We start from the raw sequence: 17,331 nt of genomic DNA on the forward strand, positions 1-17,331 counted from the left end.
GGATCCCGGATCTCCTTCCACTTCGTTCCAGTCGTCCGGGAAAGGGGAGCTTTTTCTTTAGATCGAGAGTCAAACAGGCTCTAACACACCTACCGCGGCATCGGCCGCCAGCCCGGCGGCGCCAATTCGAAGCCCTCGAACCGGAAGCCCGGCGAGACCGTGCAGCCGACGAGCGTCCAGGCGCCGAGGCTGGTCGCGGTCTGCCAGTGGCCGGCCGGAACCACGAGCTGCGGGCGCTGGCCGCGGGCGAGGTCGGGGCCGAGATGGCGCGCCTCGGCGTCGTGGCCGTTGGGACTCACCGTGATGACCAGCGGCGCGCCGGCATGCCAGTGCCAGATCTCGGCCGCGTCGACCCGGTGCCATTCCGACGTCTCGCCGATGTCGAGCAGGTAGTAGATCGCGGTGCCGGCCGAGCGGCCGTCGATCTCGCGCGGATCGCGAAACGTCTCGCGGTAATGCCCGCCCTCGGGATGCGGCGCGAGGTCGAGAAGCCGGATCACCTCGGCGGCGGTCAGCGCGGGGGACAGGGTCATCGGGGCGGAGATTCCTCGGAAGCGGCGAGCCAGCCGCGATACTGCACCAGCGGCCCGACCAGCGGCAGGTCGACCGCGACGTCGAAGCGGAAGCGCCCGGCGGCATCGACCGATTCGCGGGCCCGCGCCGCCGGCGCGAGGGCGACGGGCAGCGGCAGCCGGCCGAGCCGCCAGCCGGCGATCGTCATGCCGAGCCCGTCGCGACCGGGTTCGAGGCGGAAGCGGAGCGCGAGCGGACCGAACCGCTCCTCCACCGCCCCTTCCCCGGCCGGCCCCATGCGGCTGCGGAAGCGCCGGCCGGCGAAGTCGCGGGTCCAGACCTCGCCCTCGCCCTCCGGGGCGATCGTGACCCGGACCGGCACCTCCGCGCTGGCGGGCGGCAGGCCGAGCAGGCGGCCGACGAGCCGCGACACCGGGTGACGCCCGCGCACGACCCCGGCGCGCCCGCCGAGGACCAGCCCGGTCCCCGGCCGGTGCACGGCCCGGACCGCCTCCGGCAGGACCGCGAAGCCGGGTCCGAGGGCGCGGCCGAACAGCGGCGATCCGGGCGCGTCGCGCCGGATCGTCGCGCGGATGCGGTGGGGCGCCATCTCGGCGGCGAGCGCGTCGAGATCGACGAGCCCGACGCAGGCGCGGGCGCCGGGGGCGAGCGGCGGCCCGGCGAGCCAGCGCCGCGCCAGGGCCAGCGCCGCGAGCGTCGGGACGACCGGGCCGTCGCCGGCCTCGGCGACGAGGGTCCAGGTCGCGGTGACCGGGCGACCATCGCCGTCGAGGCCGGAGACCCGCACCATCATGCCGCCGCGGTCGCTGCCGAGGCCCTCGACCACGACCGCGAGCCGCAGGAACAGGCGGGCGAACGGCTCCAGCGACGGCAGCAGCCGGGCGCGCACCGGCAGGCTGGCGAGCCACAGCCCGAGATGCAGCCCCGGAAGCTCCAGCCCGGCCCGGAACACGGCCGCGGTCGCATCGGGGAAGCGGGCGGGCAGGATGTCGAGGTCCGGCGTCTCGCACAGCGACAGCCAGCGCCGGCCGAGCCCCGGGATCGCCTCGCGGGTGGTCAGGCCCCAGCCCGGCCGGGTCTCCCAGGCGCCGGCGCGCCACACCCGCACCGGCCGGCCGGCATAGGACAGGATCGAGCGCATCACCGCGAGGCCGCGCGGGGCCCGGTTGCCCGGGCTGATCGCGGCCTCGATCGTCTCGACCCGGCGCCAGCCCCGCGTCAGGTGGTCGAGCACCGCGTTCGACAGGGCCGGCGTGGTGCTGGCGCCGGTCACGAGGGACACCCCCGCCTCCCGGGCCGCCGCGTCGAGGGCCGAGAACCCGGCCACGTAGGCACGCCCGTCGGCGAGGTCGCAATACGGCAGCCCGGCACCGATCGCCGCGCGGGCGAGGCGATGGGCGCCCTCGCCCGCGTGGTAGGGGCCGGCGGCGTCGATGACCCCGGCGAGGTCGAGATCGCGCAGCATCGCGGGAGTCGCGGTCGCGGCATCAAGGACGGTCGCCTCGACCGGGACGCCCGGCGCCGCCCGTGCCAGGGCGCCGGCGGCGCCCTCGGTGCGGGCGCGGTCGCGCCCGGCCACCACCACGGCGCAGAGCCCGGACGCCGCGAGGCCGCGGGCGAGGCGCGAGCCGAACACCCCGGCGCCGCCGACCACGAGGATGCGCGGGAGGGCGGTGCTCACCCGGCCGGCTCGTCGGTCAGTACCCGCGCGGCGAGGCCCGGCGGCGGCAGGGAGCAGGATTCGGTTCGGCCGAACAGCCGGTAGCGGTTGCGGGCGATCCGGTCGTAGCCCCAGTTCCGCACCGGCCGCGGCAGCAGCCGGGCGAGGCGGGCGAAGCCCCAGCCCGGCATCCCGTCGAGCACCGCGAGGGCGGCGTCGAGCTTGAACGCGGCGCGGCCGTCGCGGATCACCGCGTTGGTCTGCGGCGCCTCCGGGTCGATCCCGAATCGTTCGGCGAGGCGGCGGCCGTAGGGCGACTGGACCGGCACGAAGCGCCAGCGTCCCTCCGGGTCGCGGGCGGCGACGAAGCGGATCATCCGCGAGCACAGCACGCAGACGCCGTCGTAGAGGATCAGGCGGTCGGGCAGGTCCGCCGCCGGCCGGGGCTCCCAGGCCATCGCGCTCAGAACCGGTTCTTCCACTCGCGGAGCGCCACGAACACCGCCGCCGGGTCGGCGCCGGGTTCGAGGCCGACCGCGCGGGCCAGAGCCGGCTCGCCGGCGCGCAGGAACGGGTTGGTCGCCTTCTCCTCGCCGAGCGTCGTCGGCACCAGGAAGCGGCCCTCCTGCGCCGCCCGGGCCGCGACTCCGGCGCGGGCCTTCAGGTTCTCGTTGTCCGGCTCGGCCGCGAGGGCGAAGCGGGCGTTGGACTGCACGTAGTCGTGGCCCGAATAGATCGTCGTCTCGTCCGGCAGGGGAAGGAATCGCGACAGCGAGCGCCACAGCACCTCCGGCGGTCCCTCCAGCACCCGGCCGCAGCCGAGGGTGAACAGGGTGTCGCCCGCGAAGGCGACGCGCTGGCGCTCGAACCAGTAGGTGACGTGGTCGGTGCAGTGGCCCGGCGTCTCCCACACCGCAGCCGTGAAGCCGCCGAGCGTCACCGCGTCGCCCTCCCCGACCCGGCGGTCGACCCCCGGCACCGCGTCGCCGGCTCTCGCCGGCGCGGTGACCCGGGCACCGGTGCGGGCCTTGACCTCGGGGATGCCCTCGACGTGGTCGCCGTGGCGGTGGGTGACGAGGATGTCGGTGAGGCGCCAGCCGGTCTCGTCGAGGGCGCGCAAAACCGCGGCGGCCTCCGGCACGTCGATCGCCGCGCAGGCGCCGGAGGCGGGATCGCGGATCAGCACGCCGATGTTGTCGCTCCGGCACAGGAAGGTGCGGATCTCGGGGACGGGGGTTTCGGCCATCGCGGCACCTCGGCGGCTGGACTCCATCGCCGGAAGGTAGGGCGCTCCGGGACCGGCGGCAGCCGGGGAATTGCGGGCACCGATCGATCCCCTCGCCTTGCCGCAGGGACCGACAGTGCCCATTGATGCGCCCTGAGGGCCGCACTGGGCCCGCCCGACGAGGACCGCCCCGCTTCCATGAGCCTCGACGTCACCGATCTGCGCGCCTTCTACGCCAGCCCGCTCGGCACGGTGACGCAGCGGCTCGTCGGCCGCACGGTCCACCGCCTGCTCGGCTCGGTCTCGGGCCTGCGGGTGCTCGGCCTCGGCTACGCGGTGCCGTATCTCGGGCCGGTGCGGCACGCGGCCGAGCGCACGCTCGCGCTCATGCCGGCGGCGCAGGGCGTGGTGAACTGGCCCGGCACCGGCCGCTCGGCCTCGGTGCTCGCCGATCCGACGATGATGCCGCTGCCCGACGCGGCGGTCGACCGCGCGATCCTCATCCACGCCGTCGAGGGGGTGGAGAGCCCGGCCGAGCTGATGCAGGAGGTGTGGCGCGTGCTCACCCCCGGCGGCCGGCTGATCGTGGCGGTGCCCAACCGCCGCGGCCTGTGGGCGCGCCTCGACACCACGCCGTTCGGCCACGGCCAGCCCTACAGCCGCTCGCAGCTCGGCCGGCTGATGCGCGAGACCCTCTTCTCGCCCGAGCACTGGGCCGAGACGCTCTACGTGCCGCCGATCGAGGGCTGGCTCACCCTGCGCACCGCCGCCGCCTGGGAGCGGCTCGGCACCGGGCTGGCGCTGCCCTTCGCCGGGCTGCACGTCGTCGAGGCGACGAAGCAGCTCTATCGGCCGGTGACGGTGCAGGCCCGCCGCGCCGCCCGCCTCGCCCCGCGGGTGCTGGTGCCGGCGGCCGCCCCGGCGCCGGTTCCGGGCGGGGTCTGAGCCGATGGCACTCCCCTGGCACGAGGCCGCCCTGAACAGCTTCCTGCTGGCGCTGCCGGCCCTGTTCTCGATCATCAACCCGCTCGGCGGGGCGCTGATCTTCGCCCAGGTGACGGCGAGCCGCAGCCACACCGACCGCGCCTGGCTCGCCCGCCGGATCGGCGTCTACGCCGCCCTGGTGATGCTGGTCTCGCTGTGGACCGGGGCGGCGGTGCTGAGCTTCTTCGGCGTCTCGCTCGCGGCCCTGCGCATCGCCGGCGGCCTCGTGGTGGCGGCGAGCGCCTGGACGCTGCTCTCGGCACCGGGATCCCGCGAGGCGGTCAAGGCCGATCAGGCCAGGGACGTGCCGGCGACCGACGACGGCGCCGCCGGTCGCCTCGACGAGATCGCGTTCTTTCCCCTCACCCTGCCCTTCACCACCGGGCCGGGCACGATCTCGGTGGCGATCGCGCTGGGCGCCAGCCGCCCCGCGGACAAGGCCGCGCATCTCGGCTCGCTGCTCGGCGACACGCTCGCGGCGCTCGCCATCACGGCGATGATCGTGGTCGCCTACGCCTCGGCCGACTGGGTGGTCGAGCGGCTCGGCCATGCGCGGGTGCGGGTGCTCGGGCGGCTCGCCGCCTTCCTGCTGCTCTGCGTCGGCATCCAGATCACGGTGACCGGGGTCACCGACGTGCTGCTGTCGATCCCGGCCTTCCGGGGCCGGTGAGCGGCACGGCGCCCCGGCAGCTTGGCAGCGCCCGCCCCGGCCTGTAGACGCGGTGCGGCATGAGGATGGGAGCGGGAGCGATGCGTCTCGTCGTGGTGGGCGCCTCCGGGCGCATGGGGCGCATGCTGGTCCAGGCGGTCGCCGCGAGCGAGGGCTGCACGCTTGCCGGCGCGATCGAGCGCGAGGGCGCGCCGGCACTCGGCGAGGATGCCGGCGTGCTCGCCGGGCTGCCGCCGCTCGGCGTCCCGGTCACCGACGACCCGCTGACCGCCTTCGCCGCCGCCGACGGCGTCCTCGACTTCACCGCCCCGGCCGCAACGGTGTTCTACGCCGAGCTGGCGGCCCAGGCCCGCATCGTCCACGTCGTCGGCACCACCGGCCTGTCGCCCGACGACCTGAGGAAGCTCGACGCCGCCGCCCGCCACGCCCGCATCGTGCGCTCGGGCAACATGTCGCTCGGGGTCAACCTGCTCGCCGGGCTGGTGCGCAAGGTGGCGGCGACGCTCGGCGAGGAGTTCGACATCGAGATCCTCGAGATGCACCACCGCCACAAGGTCGACGCGCCGTCGGGCACCGCCCTGCTCCTCGGCGAGGCGGCGGCGGACGGCCGGGCGGTGGCGCTCGCCGAGCGCAAGGTCGCGGTGCGCGACGGCCAGACCGGTCCGCGCGAGCCCGGCACGATCGGCTTCGCCACCCTGCGCGGCGGCAGCGTGATCGGCGAGCACAGCGTGATCTTCGCCGGCGCCGGCGAACGGCTCGAACTCACCCACCGGGCCGAGGACCGCGGCCTGTTCGCCCGCGGCGCGATCCGCGCCGCCCTGTGGGCGCAGCCGCGCGAGCCCGGCCTCTACGGCATGGACGACGTCCTCGGCCTCTAGATTTACCCCCGAAGCCCCCGCACGGAGCATCCCCGATCATGGAGCGTCTTCTCGTCCTCGCGCGTCACGGTCAGAGCGAGTGGAATCTGAAGAACCTGTTCACCGGCTGGAAGGACCCGGGCCTGACCGATCTCGGCGTCGAGGAGGCCCGCGCCGCCGGCCGCCGCCTCAAGGCCCGGGGCGTGCAGTTCGACGTCGCCTTCACCTCGGACCTGACCCGGGCGCAGCGCACCTGCGCGCTGATCCTCGAGGAGCTCGGCCAGTCCGGCCTCCCCACCATCGCCGATCAGGCGCTCAACGAGCGCGACTACGGCGACCTGTCGGGCCTCAACAAGGACGACGCCCGCGCCAAGTGGGGCGAGGAGCAGGTCCATCTCTGGCGCCGCTCCTACGACGTGCCCCCGCCCGGCGGCGAGAGCCTGAAGGACACCGTGGCCCGGGTGCTGCCCTACACCATGCGCGAGATCATGCCGCGGGTGCTGCGCGGCGAGCGGGTGCTGGTCGCCGCCCACGGCAACTCCCTGCGCGCCCTCGTGATGGTGCTCGACGGCCTCACCACCCAGACGATCCCGGGCCTCGAACTCGCCACCGGCGTGCCGCTGGTCTACCGGCTCAACGCCGACACCACGGTTGCCGACAAGGTCGTGCTCGACCGCGACTGAGGCTTGGCTCCGAGCGGCTTTGCACAGGGCAACGCCGCTCGGATGTCGGCACGAACGGTGGCACGCGGTCCCGCCCCCTATCGCGGAGCCTCCGTACTTGTGGGTCGCGTCATACGGCGTCACATCTGTCGGGGCGCGCCCGTCCGACAGGAGTCCACCGTGAGCCTCGCCCTACCCTACTTCCGTATCACCGAGGAAGTCCGGCGCCTCCCGCTGGACGAGCTCGACGTGGTGGCGGTCGGTCCCGGCGTGGTCGACGAGGACGAAGGCCGCGAGATCCCGGCCGGCTCGGTTGGCACCATCGTGGCCGTCTACGGCGAAGGCGAAGCCTTCTGCGTCGAATTCGAGGAGCCGTTCCACGCCCTGGCGACTGTCGGTCGGGACAAGATCATTCGCGTCGAGGCGGCGTCCAGCGCGAAGGCCGAGTAGGTGCCCCCTTTCATCTCGTGGCCGGCCGGGTTCGTCATCCCGCTTCCGAAGCTGACCCGCTACCTGCTCGACCCGAACGGCAGCGGCGCGAGCAAGGCCCGATTCTTCCTCGGGCATGGGTTCACGCAAGACGAACCGCACGTCCTCGCGCACGAGTTGTTCCAGCACACGACCCTCGCCAACTTCACCGGCGTCCGGATCGTGCCCCATGGCTTCAACATGGGCTTCCATGGTCCGATCGATACGCCGAACGGAGCGCAGCCGTGCGTCCGGTCCTATTGGCACGTCTCGTCGGGAAGCGCGGCGGGCGAGGCGAGCTTCGTGACCGCCTATCCCGGCTGAAGAACGTGAGACGACCGGGGCGGGACGGTCCCGGGACAAGATCCGCCCCGGGGACCGTTCGAGGGAGCGATGCCGACGGCTACCCGACCTCGACCGCGATGTTGGGCAGCCGGATCGCGAAGGTCGATCCCGCCTCGGGCGCGTGGCTGTCCACCGTCGCGCGCCCGCGGTGCAGTTCGGCGATGCGCTTGACGATCGACAGGCCGAGGCCGGTCGAGCCCTCGCCGCCGGTCGGCTTGGCCGAGAGGCGCTGGAAGCGGCCGAACACCCGCCCGGTATCCTCCGGCGACAGGCCCGGGCCGTGGTCGCGCACGGCGTAGACCGTGTCGGCCTCGTCGCGATGCACCGTCACCACGATCTCGGCCCCGACCGGGCTGTACTTGATCGCGTTGGAGATCAGGTTGTCCATCGCCTCGCGGAGGCGCTCGCCGTCGGCGCAGATGTAGAGGCTGTCGGGGATCTCCGAGCGCAGGGTCTGCGCCTTCGTCTCGGCCAGCGGCGCGTTGGTCTGCGACACCTCGCGGGCCAGCGCCGCGAAGTCCACGGTCTCGCGCCGAAGCGAGATGTCGAGGGCGTCGTTCATCGCGTCGGCGATGAGGCTCTCGATCATGCCGGTGAGGCGCCGGGCCGAGTCGCGGATGTGCCCGACCTGGGCCTGCATCGCCTCGACCGGCTGCGGCAGGGTGCCGATGAGGTCGCCGAGCATCTCGGTGCGGCCGAGGATCACCGCGAGCGGATTCTTGAGGTCGTGCGCGACGGTGCCGAGGATCTCGGTCTTGAGCTGGTTGGCTCGGCGCAGGTCCGAGCGCTGCATGGCGAGGCGGCGGTTCGCGCGCATCAGCTCGGCGGTGCGCTCGACCACCCGCTGCTCCAGCCCGACATTGGCGCGCTGGAGCTGCTCGTACAGGATCACGTTGTCGAAGGCGATCGACAGCCGCGAGGTGAACAGGGTGATGAGCGCCCGGTCGGTCTGCGACAGCGAGCGGTCGGCCCGCAGCAGCGCGACGATCTCGCTGCCGCTCGCCGTGTGGACGTAGAGGGTCGACCAGCTCTCGCCGAAGCTGTGGCAGCGCTCGGCGAAGGCGCGGGCGACGACGCTCTGCACCTCGTCGTCGAGGGGCCAGGCCGGTTCGCGGGCGACGAGGTGGTGGTAGCAGCCCGAGCCCGCCAGCACGCAGAACCGCTCGGCCGGGCCGGTCTCGCGCAGCACCAGGATGCCGGTGCAGGCGACGTTGAGCAGCGAGGCGACCTGGGTCAGCACGCCCTCGGCCAGCCGCTGCATCGACTTGTAGTCGAGCAGCATCGGCGCGGCGTCGATGATGATCTCCAGCCCGCGCCGGGTCTCCTCCAGGCGCTTGAGCTGCTGGTAGGCGCGCAGGGCCGCGGTGAGGCTGGTGAACAGCTTGTCGGCGGTGAGTTCGGTCTTCGCCTTGTAGTCGTTGATGTCGTAATCGACGATGACGCGCCGCTCCGGCGCCTGCCCAGGCTGGCCGGTGCGCAGGATGATGCGCACCGTCTCGTCCTTCAGCTCGCGGCGGATGTAGTCGACGAGGCGCAGGCCCGCATCCTCGGTCTCCATCACCACGTCGAGCAGGATCACGGCGACGCCGGGCCGGGCGGCGAGCAGGGTCCGGGCCTCGGCGGCGGACGTCGCCGACAGGATCTCCAGACCGGCCCCGTCGAGGGTGTAGCCCGACAGGGCGAAGCGGGTGCCCTCGTGCACCGCCGGGTCGTCGTCGATCACCACGACCGGCCAGGTCACGGCCGGCCGCTCGGCCTCGGCCTCGTCGTCCGGCAGCAGGAACAGCAGGTCGTCGTCGCTCATCGCCCGTCCGTACTCGATCCCACTTCGCGAGCCGGCAGTCTCTCCGCCTCTCGGAGGAGTCAACTCACAGGACATCTGGACGAAATCAGGACGGCGGGGCAGTTCTCGGCGTCGAGGACGACGACGGCGACGGTCTCGCCCCCCGGCACTGGAGCGATCCCCGACGCCGATCGCATCGCGCCATGTGCGCCGCCGCACCGCGCCGCCCGTCCCGCGGGAGAACACCGGCCGAGGAACCGCCCGGCCCGTTCCGGGACACCCGACCCGAGACTCCCATGACCACAGACGCCCTGTTCCAGCCCCTGCGCCTCGGCGCCCTCTCCCTCGGCCATCGCGTCGTGATGGCGCCGCTGACCCGGATGCGCTCGCGCCAGCCCGGCGACGTTCCGCGCCCGCTCAACGCCGAGTATTACGGCCAGCGGGCGAGCCGCGGCGGGCTGCTCATCGCCGAGGCCACCGACATCCGCGACGACGCCCGCGGCTATCCCGGCGCGCCCGGCATCTACACGCCCGATCAGATCGCCGGCTGGCGCGGCGTCGCCGACGCGGTCCACGCCAAGGGCGGGTTCCTGTTCGTCCAGATCTGGCATTGCGGCCGGATCTCGCACTCGTCGATGAAGCCGGACGGCGCTCTGCCGATCGCCCCCTCGGCCGTGGCCGCGCCCGGCAACCACATGGACGCGACGTTCCGGCCGGTGCCGTTCGAGACCCCGCGGGCGCTGGAGGAGAGCGAGATCCCCGGCCTCGTCGCGGCGTTCCGGCAGGCCGCCCTCAACGCCCGCGAGGCCGGGGCCGACGGCGTCGAGCTTCACGCGGCGAACGGCTACCTGATCGACCAGTTCCTCCAGGACTCCACCAACCGGCGCCAGGACCGCTACGGCGGCTCGATCGCGAACCGCGCCCGGTTCCTGCTGGAGGTCGTCGACGCGGTCGCGGGCGCGATCGGGGCCGACCGGGTCGGCGTGCGGGTGTCGCCGTGGGGCAGCTTCAACGGCATGCGCGACAGCGATCCCGGCGCCCTGTTCGATCACGTCACGACCGAACTCGGCCGGCGCGGCCTCGCCTATCTGCACCTCGTCGAGCCGCGGGCCGACCAGAGCAGCGACACCAACGCCATCGACCCCGACGCACCGGACGCCGCCTCGCGGTTCAAGGCCCGGTTCGGCGGCCCGCTGATCGCCGCCGGGGGCTTCACGCCGGAGAGCGCCGCCGCGGCGATCGAGGGCGGCAACGTCGACGCGGTGGCGTTCGGCCGGCTGTTCATCGCCAACCCGGACCTGCCCGAGCGCATCCGCCGCGCCGCGCCGTTCAACCGCTACGACCGCGCCACCTTCTACGGCGGCGACGCCCGCGGCTACGTCGATTATCCGACGCTCGAAGCCGCGGAGTAACAATCAGGGCAATCGCTTCGGCGATTGTTCTGCGGTCGCCCGCAGGGCGACGCTCCATGGCGGGCGCGAGGAGCGCCCCGCGGAGCGGGTTCGAGGGGACGAATGTCCGCTCGAACACAGAGCGGAGCGAAAGCCAAAGTCACGGATGTGACTGCCGGCGCCTGAGGCCGAGCAAGGAACAAGGGCAATCGCTCCAGAGCGATTGCCCTGGAGTAACAACGACGAGGCCCGCGGCACCGGTGGGTGCCGCGGGCCTCGAGGGCGGGCCGGGACCTACCAGCTCGGCAGGACCGCGCCGCCGAACTTCTGCTCGATGAACGCCTTCACCTCCGGCGAGCGGTAGGACTCGACCAGCGCCTTGACCCAGGGCTTGTCCTTGTCGACCGTGCGCACCGCGATGATGTTGACGTAGGGCCCCTTCGGATCCTCGCGCAGGATCGCATCCGACGGCTTGAGGCCGGCCGGGGTGGCGTAGTTGGTGTTCACCGCCGCGGCGTCGACGTCGTCGAGGGAGCGCGGGGTCTGGGCGGCGTCGACTTCGAGGAAGCGCAGCTTCTTCGGGTTCTCGACGACGTCGATGACCGTCGGCTTGAAGCCGACGCCGGGCTTCAGCTTGATCGCGCCCTTGTCCTGGAGCAGCAGCAGCGAGCGGCCGCCGTTGGTCGGGTCGTTCTGGATCGCCACCGTGCCGCCGTTCGGCACCGCGTCCCAGCTCTTGTGGCGCTTCGAGTAGATGCCGAGCGGGAAGTTGACCGTCTGGGCGACCGCGTCGAGCTTGTAGCCGCGGTCGGCCTTCTGGTTGTCGAGATAAGGCTGGTTCTGGAACGAGTTCGCCTCGATCTCGCCGGCCGACAGCGCCTCGTTCGGGATCACGTAGTCCGAGAACTCGACGATCTGCAGGTCGATGCCGTTGCGGGCCGCGACCGGCTTCACCGCTTCGAGGATCTGGGCGTGGGGGCCGGGCGTAGCGGCAATCCGCACGCGCTGGGGCGCCTGGGCCAGGGCCGGAAGGGTGCCGAGGGCGAGGGCCGCCACGACGGTGAACGCACGCAACATAGGGAAGGTCTCCGAGGGGGAAAGGGACGGGCGGCTCAGCCGTGGCGCAGGCGCTTGTTGAGCCGGCGGGCGAGGCGGTCGCCGAGGGTCTGCACCGCCTGGACGAGGACGATCAGCACCACCACCACCGCCAGCATCATCTCGGGCATGAAGCGCTGGTAGCCGTAGCGGATGCCGAGGTCGCCGAGGCCGCCGCCGCCGACCGCCCCGACCATCGCCGAGAAGCCGAGCAGCGACACCACCGCGAGCGTCAGGCCGAGCACGATGCCGGGCAGCGCCTCGGGGATCAGCACCTTGAGGACGATCTGGAGCGGCGAGGCGCCGAAGGCCCGCGCCGCCTCGACGAGGCCGCCGTCGACCTCGCGGATCGCCCCCTCGACGAGGCGGGCGATGAACGGGGTCGCGGCGACCGTCAGCGGCACGCAGGCCGCCGCGGTGCCGATCGAGGTGCCGGCGATCAGCCGGGTGAACGGGATGATCGCCACGACCAGGATGATGAACGGCGTCGAGCGGGTGGCGTTGACCACCGTGCCGAGCACCCGGTTGAGCCACGGCGCCGCCAGCAATTCGCCGCGGCCGCTGGTGGCGAGGAAGACGCCGAGCGGCAGGCCGAACAGCGTGCCGAGCCCGGCGGCGATCGCCACCATGGTCAGGGTGTCGCCGGTGGCCTGGAGGATGAGGCGCAGCATCTCAGGCGACATGGCGGGTCTCGCTTCGCGGCGCCGGCCAGGCGTCGGCCGGCAGGGTGCCGAGGAACTCGGCGTCGAGGCCGCGCTCGCGCAGGAAGCCCTGCGTCCGGGCGACGATCTCCGGGTGGCCGTCCACCGACACGACGAGGGTGCCGAAGGGCTTTCCGGCGATCTCGTCGACGGTGCCCGACAGGATGCAGGCGACGATGCCGGCGTCGCGCACGAGCTGCGCCAGCACCGGGTCGGTGGCGTGCGGCCCCCGGAAGGTGATGCGCAGAACCGCCGAGTCGCCCTCGCCGGGCTGCCCGGCCCGCAGGCGCTCGGCGAGCACCGGCGGCAGGGCGCGGCCGGTCTCGTGGTCGAGGAAGGTGCGGGTGATCGCGGCCTGCGGCCGGGTGAAGACCTCGAACACGTCGCCGCTCTCGGCGATGCGGCCCTGGTCGAGCACCGCGACCTCGTGCGAGATCGCCCGGATCACCGACATCTCGTGGGTGATGAGCAGGATCGTCAGGCCGAGCTCGCGGTTGATGCGGGCCAGCAGGTCGAGGATCGACCGGGTGGTCTCGGGATCGAGGGCGGAGGTCGCCTCGTCGGAGAGCAGCACCTTCGGGCTGGTGGCGAGCGCCCGGGCGATGCCGACGCGCTGCTTCTGCCCGCCCGACAGTTCGGCCGGATAGCGGTCGCGCTGGGCGGTGAGGCCGACGAGGTCGAGCAGCTCGTTCACCCGCGCCCGGATCGCGGCGCGGTCGTAGCCGGCGACCTCCAGCGGCAGCGCGACGTTGCCGGCGGCGGTGCGGGCCGAGAGAAGGTTGAAGTGCTGGAAGATCATGCCGATGCCACGGCGCTCGCGGCGCAGCTCGGCCTCCGGCAGGCGCGAGATCTCGGCCTCGCCGACGATCACCCGGCCGCCGGTCGGCCGCTCCAGGCCGTTGACGAGGCGGATCAGCGTCGACTTGCCGGCGCCCGAGCGGCCGATCACGCCGAGGACCGAGCCGCGGCGGACCGCGAGGTCGATCCCGTCCAGCGCCGTGAACGGCGCCGCGCCGCGGCGGGCCGGGAAGGTTTTGGTCACGCCCTCGAGGCGCACCAGGGCGTCGCCGGGAAAGTGCCGGCCGAGGTCCTGCGGCAGGGGAACACGCACGGGCGCCGTCATGGCCGGGCGCTCCCCGGCGCAATCTGGGGTGGCAGAATCATCGCGTCGTCCATCGTCGCGGAGGGGTCGTTCTGGCCCGGACAGAAGCCCCGGCGCGGCCGTCCTGTCAACCGGAATGTTCTTTTTGCAGAACGGTACGGTGGAGAAAAGCCTTCCCGGCGCGGGTCGCGGACCTATTCGCCGAACCGCTCGGTGCGGATGCGCGCGGCGGGAATCCCGGCATCGACCAGGAGGTCGGCGGCGGCGCCGGCGAAGCGGTTGCTGCCGCAGACGAAGGCGTGGGCGGGGTCGCCGAGCCGGGCCAGGGCCTCGGCGATCCGCGCCGCGTCGAGCCGCCTGCCGCTGGGCTCGCGGGTGAGGACGAGGTCCAGCGAGAAGGCCGGCTCGGCGGCGGCGCGGGCGAGGAGTTCGTCGCGGGCGACGACGTCCGCGGCCGTGCGGGCGGAGTAGAGGAGCAGGGCCGGCACGTCCGGCGTCGCCCCGGCGCGGTGGCGCAGCATCGACAGCAGCGGCACCACGCCGGAGCCGCCGGCGACGAGCAGCAAGGGCCCGCCCATCGCCGGCTCCCAGGCGAAGGCGCCGATCGGGCCGCGCAGCTCGATCGCGTCGCCGACCTGCGCCACCGCGTCGAAGAAGCCCGAGACCTCGCCGTCGTCGAGGCGTTCGATCATCAGGTCGATCGTCGTCGGGTCGGCGGGCGGGGACGCGATCGAGTAGCTGCGCTGCGCCCGGTAGCCGTCCGGCGCGGTCAGCCGCACGTCGACGTGCTGGCCGGCGCGGAACGGCATCGGGCGGCCGAGCGCGAGGCGGAACCGCTTCACCCGCGGCGTCTCGGGCGCGATCCCGACGATCGTCGCCTCCTGCCAGACGTTCGCCACGGCGTCAGTCGTCCGAGAAGCGCTGCTCGCGCCAGGGATCGCCGTACATGTGGTAGCCGCGCAGCTCCCAGAACCCGGCCTCGTCCTTCGCGGTGAAGCGCAGGCCCTTCACCCACTTGGCGCTCTTCCAGAAGTACAGGTGCGGCACGAGGAGCCGGGCCGGGCCGCCATGGTCGGGCGGGATCGTCTCGCCCGCGTAGCGGGTCGCGACCATGCCGCGGCCGCCGGTGAGGTCGGCGACCGGAACATTGGTGGTGTAGTCGTCGAAGCCCTCGGCGAGGAGGTAGGCGGTCGGCGCCGCCTCCAGCCCGGCCGCGGCCAGGAGATCGTCGACGCTCACGCCCTCCCAGGCGGTGTCGAACTTCGACCACTTGGTGACGCAGTGGATGTCGCCGGTCCAGCGGGTGCGCGGCAGGGCGTCGAACTCCTGCCAGCTCCAGCTCTTCAGGGGTTTGGCGCCCTCGCGCAGGACGAAGCGCCAGCGGGCGAGGTCGATCCGCGGCGTCGGCCCGAGCTGGAGCACCGGGAAGTCGTCGGTGAGGTACTGTCCGGGCGGCAGCCGCTCCGCCACCGGCTTGTCCGGCCGTCGTCCCGTGAACCCGCGCGTGACCATGCGGAACCTCTCGTCCGTGCCATCCTCCGGCGCCGGTGCTGCGCCGCGGCAGGACGTATAACCCACTCGGGGCGCGGTCGGCTCCCTCGCGGCGCGGTCAGCGCACCAGCGTGAAGCCGGGCGGCGCCGCGGTCTCCCGGTGCTCGGGATGATACATGTCCATGAAGAGCATCGCGTCCTCGGAGATGCCCGGGCAGACGACGCGGTAGCCGTCGATGATCGAGTCGTAGGGGCCGGGTCCGAACGAGCCGATGCGGCCGAAGGTCGGTCTGGCGCCGTTGGAGCAGCGCAGATGCGACAGGTAGGCGTGCTGTCCGCTGGGCAGGGCGACCCGGACGGGGTTGTCCTTGCTGCCGAGCGGGAACGCGCGGGCGGCCGAGATCCGGCGCGCGAGGTCGTCGCCGGACGCCCGGCCGCCGGTGGCGACGAGGGTCTCGACGTCGAGCGCGAGGGCCGGCGAGGCGGATGCGCCCAGCAGAGCCGCCGCGATCAGCGTGGTGATGCGGGTTCGGCTCGGGGCCGGATGGCGCATTCCGGACGGTCGCGGTTCGCGCATGGTGGTGGCCCCCGACTTTGCTTGACGCGAGGGAATAACACGGCGCCGAGCCTCCTGCGACCAGGGCTGTTCGTGGATAAGAATTGGCGCATCTCCCCTCTCCCGAGTGGGAGAGGGGCCGGGGGTGAGGGTGGAGACGGCTCAGGATAAGGCGTCAACGTTAGAGCTGCGCAGCTCTAACGTTGACGGTCTACTTTGCAGCCGAGCCACCCTCACCCCTACCCCTCTCCCACTCGGGAGAGGGGATCCCGCGCTTGATTCTTCAAGGATTTTTCCCCGGACAGCCTGCACTGCGGCAGCGCGACGATCACGCCGCCTCGGCATCGATGACCCGCGCGATGGCGTCGAGGAGCGCGGTGTCCTCCCCGGCCATCCGGTCCATGGCGGCCATGCGAGCGATCACGGTCGCGGCGACCCGCTCCTCCACCGTATCCTCGGCATAGGCGAACAGGATCGCGGCGCGCTCGCCGTCGCGGTGGCAGCGGCCCTCGATCTGGCTGAGCTGGATCGCGCTGTGGCGCATGTCGTGGACGATCAGGCTGCGCGGCCGCCCGCCGCCGGGCAGCTCGTTGCGGTGGAGCGAGATCGATTCGGTGACGGTGAACACCACCGCATCGAGTTCGCCGCGCTGGAAGGCCACGCGCACCGCCTCGTTGGCCTCCGGCGTCTGCGTGCCGTTGATCGCGCCGGCGCGCCAGCCGCGCCGGCCGAACGCCTCGACCAGGGCGGCGCCGGTCTCGAGGAACGCCACCGAGACCGCGACCTGCTCGCCGGCCTGGAGCAGATCCTCGGCGAGGTCGACGGTGCCGGCACTGCGGATCAGGCTCGCCTTCTGGCGGAAGCGCAGGTCGGCGGCCCAGCCGGCGGCGCGGCGGGTGCCGCCGCCGGCGAGGCCCCATTCGCGGCGGAACTCGCGCCACGTCGCGTCGTAGAGGCGCCGCGACGGCGGATCGAGGGCGATCGGCGCGAGATCGCGGCTCACCTCTGGCCAGCCGGCGATGTCGGCCGGGCGCCGCCGCAGCCCGATGGCGTTCGGGCCGCGATAGAGCAGGTCGGCGATCACCGCCCGGTCGCGCTCGTTGGGCTCCCACGACCAGTTCTGCCAGCGGCCCTTGGCCCGGCCGATGCCGAGCCGGCGCATCAGGTCGCGGAAGTCGGCGGTGGTCTCGGTCGGCTGCCCGACCGCGTGGCCGAGCAGCGCGCCGAGATACGACAATTCGTGCGGCGCTTGGCCCGCGGTGGCGCTGGCATAGATCGCAAAGCGCGCCGCCTGCGCCATCCGGCGGCAGGCGAGCCCCTGCTGCGAGGTCGGGTTGCGCAGCCGGTGGGCCTCGTCGAACACCACGACCGGGTAGACGCGCTTCGGCTCGCCGAGCTTGGCCAACTCGTTGTTCTTCGCCCGCACCGAACGGCGGGCGCTGGCCTGCGGCAGGGCGAGGAGCGCCTTGGTGCGCTCGTAGTTGGTGAGCGTCACCGCCTTTCCGGCCGAACCGAAGTCGCGGATGGTGCGCCGCCATTGCGGCATCGCGCCCTTGGGGCAGACGATCAGCACCTCGCGCTCGGGCATCGCCGCGACGGCGCTCCACACCGACAGGGTCTTGCCGAGCCCGGTCATGTCGCCGAGGAGGAAGCCCGGCCGCCCCGCCGCGCGGGCGGCCAGGATCGCGTTGCGGGCCGCGACCTGATGCGGGCGGGGGACGAGGCGGGTCGGTTCGGGCAGGGCGTCCGGCATGCGGCCTTGGACGCGATGCCGGCGGGGCTGACAAGCCCCGCGGCCGGGGCTGGC

General features: G+C 73.2%; 19 protein-coding genes. 7 read left to right on the top strand and 12 right to left on the bottom strand.

What is annotated here, in order from left to right; genetic code table 11:
• Window positions 1-89: 89 nt before the first annotated feature.
• Genes EOE48_RS10460 through gloB form a run of 4 tightly spaced genes read right to left on the bottom strand, consistent with a single transcriptional unit; the run spans window position 90 to window position 3,440 of the window.
• Window positions 90-533, bottom strand: coding sequence for a cupin domain-containing protein (locus EOE48_RS10460; RefSeq protein ID WP_127728741.1), 444 nt, complete (start codon window positions 531-533; stop codon window positions 90-92).
• The gene (locus EOE48_RS10465; RefSeq protein WP_246154094.1) at window positions 530-2,215 is read right to left on the bottom strand and encodes a saccharopine dehydrogenase family protein; all 1,686 of its coding nucleotides are present in this window, start codon (window positions 2,213-2,215) and stop codon (window positions 530-532) included. Before EOE48_RS10465 ends, EOE48_RS10460 begins: the two co-directional genes overlap by 4 nt.
• Window positions 2,212-2,652 (bottom strand): thiol-disulfide oxidoreductase DCC family protein, encoded by a 441-nt coding sequence (locus EOE48_RS10470; RefSeq protein WP_127728742.1) that lies wholly within the window; start codon window positions 2,650-2,652, stop codon window positions 2,212-2,214. The genes EOE48_RS10465 and EOE48_RS10470 overlap by 4 nt, the downstream gene beginning before the upstream one ends.
• Before the next feature lie 5 nt (window positions 2,653-2,657).
• Window positions 2,658-3,440 (bottom strand): hydroxyacylglutathione hydrolase, encoded by a 783-nt coding sequence (gene gloB, locus EOE48_RS10475; protein WP_127728743.1) that lies wholly within the window; start codon window positions 3,438-3,440, stop codon window positions 2,658-2,660.
• A gap of 177 nt (window positions 3,441-3,617) precedes the next feature.
• Here gloB and EOE48_RS10480 point away from each other — a divergent pair, with 177 nt between their 5' ends.
• From EOE48_RS10480 to EOE48_RS10505, 6 genes are all read left to right on the top strand, one after another.
• Window positions 3,618-4,364 carry a class I SAM-dependent methyltransferase gene (locus tag EOE48_RS10480; RefSeq protein WP_127728744.1) on the top strand — a complete coding sequence of 249 codons (747 nt, stop codon included), beginning with the start codon at window positions 3,618-3,620 and terminating at the stop codon, window positions 4,362-4,364.
• A gap of 4 nt (window positions 4,365-4,368) precedes the next feature.
• Window positions 4,369-5,073, top strand: coding sequence for a MarC family protein (locus EOE48_RS10485; protein ID WP_127728745.1), 705 nt, complete (start codon window positions 4,369-4,371; stop codon window positions 5,071-5,073).
• A gap of 80 nt (window positions 5,074-5,153) precedes the next feature.
• A complete protein-coding gene (gene dapB, locus EOE48_RS10490; protein ID WP_127728746.1) occupies window positions 5,154-5,951 on the top strand; it encodes a 4-hydroxy-tetrahydrodipicolinate reductase in 798 nt (265 codons plus the stop codon).
• A 38-nt stretch (window positions 5,952-5,989) separates the two neighbouring features.
• Window positions 5,990-6,613, top strand: a complete 624-nt coding sequence (locus EOE48_RS10495) for a 2,3-bisphosphoglycerate-dependent phosphoglycerate mutase (protein WP_127728747.1) — start codon at window positions 5,990-5,992, stop codon at window positions 6,611-6,613.
• Window positions 6,614-6,772: 159 nt separating this feature from the next.
• Window positions 6,773-7,042, top strand: coding sequence for a DUF4926 domain-containing protein (locus EOE48_RS10500; RefSeq protein ID WP_127728748.1), 270 nt, complete (start codon window positions 6,773-6,775; stop codon window positions 7,040-7,042).
• Window positions 7,043-7,384, top strand: coding sequence for a DUF6883 domain-containing protein (locus tag EOE48_RS10505; RefSeq protein WP_127728749.1), 342 nt, complete (start codon window positions 7,043-7,045; stop codon window positions 7,382-7,384).
• Window positions 7,385-7,463: 79 nt separating this feature from the next.
• Here EOE48_RS10505 and EOE48_RS10510 read toward each other — a convergent pair whose 3' ends face one another.
• Window positions 7,464-9,209: an ATP-binding response regulator gene (locus EOE48_RS10510; RefSeq protein WP_127728750.1), complete on the bottom strand. Its 1,746-nt coding sequence runs from the start codon at window positions 9,207-9,209 to the stop codon at window positions 7,464-7,466.
• Between the two features lie 275 nt (window positions 9,210-9,484).
• Here EOE48_RS10510 and EOE48_RS10515 point away from each other — a divergent pair, with 275 nt between their 5' ends.
• The gene (locus EOE48_RS10515) at window positions 9,485-10,600 is read left to right on the top strand and encodes an alkene reductase (RefSeq protein ID WP_127728751.1); all 1,116 of its coding nucleotides are present in this window, start codon (window positions 9,485-9,487) and stop codon (window positions 10,598-10,600) included.
• Between the two features lie 273 nt (window positions 10,601-10,873).
• On the opposite strand, the gene EOE48_RS10520 is transcribed toward EOE48_RS10515, so the two are convergent.
• The 7 genes from EOE48_RS10520 to EOE48_RS10550 all read right to left on the bottom strand — a co-directional run bounded on the left by EOE48_RS10520 (window position 10,874) and on the right by EOE48_RS10550 (window position 17,277).
• Window positions 10,874-11,656, bottom strand: coding sequence for a MetQ/NlpA family ABC transporter substrate-binding protein (locus EOE48_RS10520; RefSeq protein WP_127728752.1), 783 nt, complete (start codon window positions 11,654-11,656; stop codon window positions 10,874-10,876).
• A 35-nt stretch (window positions 11,657-11,691) separates the two neighbouring features.
• A complete protein-coding gene (locus EOE48_RS10525; RefSeq protein WP_127728753.1) occupies window positions 11,692-12,357 on the bottom strand; it encodes a methionine ABC transporter permease in 666 nt (221 codons plus the stop codon).
• Window positions 12,347-13,498, bottom strand: coding sequence for a methionine ABC transporter ATP-binding protein (locus EOE48_RS10530; protein ID WP_127728754.1), 1,152 nt, complete (start codon window positions 13,496-13,498; stop codon window positions 12,347-12,349). Before EOE48_RS10530 ends, EOE48_RS10525 begins: the two co-directional genes overlap by 11 nt.
• A 173-nt stretch (window positions 13,499-13,671) precedes the next feature.
• Complete coding sequence (locus tag EOE48_RS10535; protein WP_127728755.1) at window positions 13,672-14,376, bottom strand: ferredoxin reductase; 705 nt, start codon at window positions 14,374-14,376, stop codon at window positions 13,672-13,674.
• A 4-nt stretch (window positions 14,377-14,380) separates the two neighbouring features.
• Complete coding sequence (locus EOE48_RS10540) at window positions 14,381-14,989, bottom strand: molybdopterin-dependent oxidoreductase (protein ID WP_127728756.1); 609 nt, start codon at window positions 14,987-14,989, stop codon at window positions 14,381-14,383.
• A 97-nt stretch (window positions 14,990-15,086) separates the two neighbouring features.
• Window positions 15,087-15,521: a hypothetical protein gene (locus EOE48_RS10545; protein ID WP_127728757.1), complete on the bottom strand. Its 435-nt coding sequence runs from the start codon at window positions 15,519-15,521 to the stop codon at window positions 15,087-15,089.
• Between the two features lie 331 nt (window positions 15,522-15,852).
• On the bottom strand, window positions 15,853-17,277 hold the full coding sequence (locus EOE48_RS10550; protein ID WP_127728758.1) for an SNF2-related protein: 1,425 nt from the start codon (window positions 17,275-17,277) through the stop codon (window positions 15,853-15,855).
• Window positions 17,278-17,331: the final 54 nt, after the last annotated feature.

The organism is Methylobacterium oryzihabitans, from assembly GCF_004004555.2.
Taxonomy (GTDB): Bacteria; Pseudomonadota; Alphaproteobacteria; order Rhizobiales; family Beijerinckiaceae; genus Methylobacterium; species Methylobacterium oryzihabitans.

Bases quoted from the DNA above. Each gene is read 5' to 3' on its own strand.
- EOE48_RS10525 (WP_127728753.1), bottom strand. From the start codon at position 12,357: ATGTCGCCTGAGATGCTGCGCCTCATCCTCCAGGCCACCGGCGACACC.
- EOE48_RS10495 (WP_127728747.1), top strand. From the start codon at position 5,990: ATGGAGCGTCTTCTCGTCCTCGCGCGTCACGGTCAGAGCGAGTGGAAT.
- dapB (WP_127728746.1), top strand. From the start codon at position 5,154: ATGCGTCTCGTCGTGGTGGGCGCCTCCGGGCGCATGGGGCGCATGCTG.
- EOE48_RS10515 (WP_127728751.1), top strand. From the start codon at position 9,485: ATGACCACAGACGCCCTGTTCCAGCCCCTGCGCCTCGGCGCCCTCTCC.
- EOE48_RS10540 (WP_127728756.1), bottom strand. From the start codon at position 14,989: ATGGTCACGCGCGGGTTCACGGGACGACGGCCGGACAAGCCGGTGGCG.
- EOE48_RS10470 (WP_127728742.1), bottom strand. From the start codon at position 2,652: ATGGCCTGGGAGCCCCGGCCGGCGGCGGACCTGCCCGACCGCCTGATC.
- EOE48_RS10460 (WP_127728741.1), bottom strand. From the start codon at position 533: ATGACCCTGTCCCCCGCGCTGACCGCCGCCGAGGTGATCCGGCTTCTC.
- EOE48_RS10480 (WP_127728744.1), top strand. From the start codon at position 3,618: ATGAGCCTCGACGTCACCGATCTGCGCGCCTTCTACGCCAGCCCGCTC.
- EOE48_RS10545 (WP_127728757.1), bottom strand. From the start codon at position 15,521: ATGCGCCATCCGGCCCCGAGCCGAACCCGCATCACCACGCTGATCGCG.
- gloB (WP_127728743.1), bottom strand. From the start codon at position 3,440: ATGGCCGAAACCCCCGTCCCCGAGATCCGCACCTTCCTGTGCCGGAGC.
- EOE48_RS10550 (WP_127728758.1), bottom strand. From the start codon at position 17,277: ATGCCGGACGCCCTGCCCGAACCGACCCGCCTCGTCCCCCGCCCGCAT.
- EOE48_RS10510 (WP_127728750.1), bottom strand. From the start codon at position 9,209: ATGAGCGACGACGACCTGCTGTTCCTGCTGCCGGACGACGAGGCCGAG.
- EOE48_RS10485 (WP_127728745.1), top strand. From the start codon at position 4,369: ATGGCACTCCCCTGGCACGAGGCCGCCCTGAACAGCTTCCTGCTGGCG.
- EOE48_RS10520 (WP_127728752.1), bottom strand. From the start codon at position 11,656: ATGTTGCGTGCGTTCACCGTCGTGGCGGCCCTCGCCCTCGGCACCCTT.
- EOE48_RS10530 (WP_127728754.1), bottom strand. From the start codon at position 13,498: ATGACGGCGCCCGTGCGTGTTCCCCTGCCGCAGGACCTCGGCCGGCAC.